Source organism: Ilumatobacter sp., from assembly GCF_041688325.1.
Lineage (GTDB): Bacteria > Actinomycetota > Acidimicrobiia > Acidimicrobiales > Ilumatobacteraceae > Ilumatobacter_A.
Genome location: NZ_JBDNIJ010000194.1, coordinates 1 through 1,449 on the forward strand (window position 1 = coordinate 1; position 1,449 = coordinate 1,449).

Consider the following 1,449-nt stretch of genomic DNA (forward strand, 5'->3'; position numbering starts at 1 on the left):
ATGCCCACCCCTGCTGGTCCGACGGCGCCAACCGGAACGACCTCAACACGGTCCTCGAACTGCTCCTCGAGTAGCTGACTTCCCCGAGTTCTCTGTCGGCTACGTGCGGCAAACGTTCCGTCTCAACGCCGAAGGCCACTGACCGCCTGCTGGCGTTCCTCCTCCGTGAGCACGCCGGCGAAGGGCGAACTCTGGCGAAGATCGCGAGCGACCGGATCGGTCGAGGTGAGCATTGCTCCGACGTGGCTCGCCCCGAGCCCGAGCACGGCCTCCCACATTTCGACCCATGGTTGCTCGTTCACCCCGATCGATCGCATTGTCTCGATGTTCGACCGAGCCTTCGCGATCACTGCCTCAGGCTCCATACGGAGCTTTTCAGCGACGGCGGCGCTGATCGCCAACGATCGGCGTTCCTCGAACGTCAACGTGTCGATAGCGCGCACGCTTTCTTGCGCGGTTGCGGCGCGATGGGCTTCCCAGATTTCGGGTCGGAGCCGACCTCGATCACTCACGTCGAGACCCGACGCGATTGCCCAGGCTCGCACCTCGGCCGTCGACGCAGCGGGTGCCGGTACCGGCCCAGCTGCGGACAGGGCATCGAACCGCGCAGCCCCGACGGCTTCGTTCGTAAGGTGCTCCAGCGCCGCACCGAAGAATCGATACGTCCACTCCTGTGCAAGCTGACGCGTCTCGGCGAACACGATCGGCACCGCCGGATACCGCACAGCCGCTTCCGCGATCTGATCGGCAACCGTCGCAGGACGAACGTGAGCGAGCTTGAACAGCGACGAGTACCGATCATCGACCACCAATGCCGCATGCGGAACGCCCGCCATCGCGGCGAGCAACGTCCACAGCTTCCCACCCACGATCGTCGACACGAGATCCTCGACGCTCTTGCGCTCCACCACCGCAACGGTCTCGCCACCGGCCTCGACGGCATAGTCCCCCACCGGCAATGCCCGGTTCGACGTCATCGCCTGCTGTGCCGAGAACTTCCAGGCGTACCGCTCACGCGTGTCGACAACAATGTCGAGCCGACGACCCGACGCCCGAGCGGTCGGCACCGCAACGTTCGGTCGCGCCTGCTTGCGGGTCCGCGCCGACTGCCAGAACACGACGTCACGACCCCGAGCCTTCGTGAACACAAACTGCGACCGGTTCTCCCGCGCCCGATCGAGAACGAGATCAATGGCGACGCCGCGCCGCACACACGACACGACCGGAACCCGCTCGACAATCTCGAGGTCCGCGGCGTCGGGCCACTCCGTTGCCGGATGGCAGAACACCTTTGCAGTGCGAGGCCACGTGTCCTTCACCTTCAAGACGACCGGTCTCGATCCCACCGGCAAACGCACAAGAAATGGCAACGTCGAAGCAGGGTCAGGATTCCGGGCGATGACAAACTCCACACCCCAACCGTAGATCAGCAAGCTTCGTTCGGGACGG

1 protein-coding gene is annotated in these 1,449 nt (G+C 64.8%); it reads right to left on the bottom strand.

The window, feature by feature from the left end; all coding sequences use genetic code 11:
* Positions 1-122: 122 nt before the first annotated feature.
* Positions 123-1,449, bottom strand: a 1,327-nt coding sequence (locus tag ACH2EI_RS11790; RefSeq protein WP_395160144.1) for an ERCC4 domain-containing protein, incomplete at its 5' end; no start/stop codon positions are given.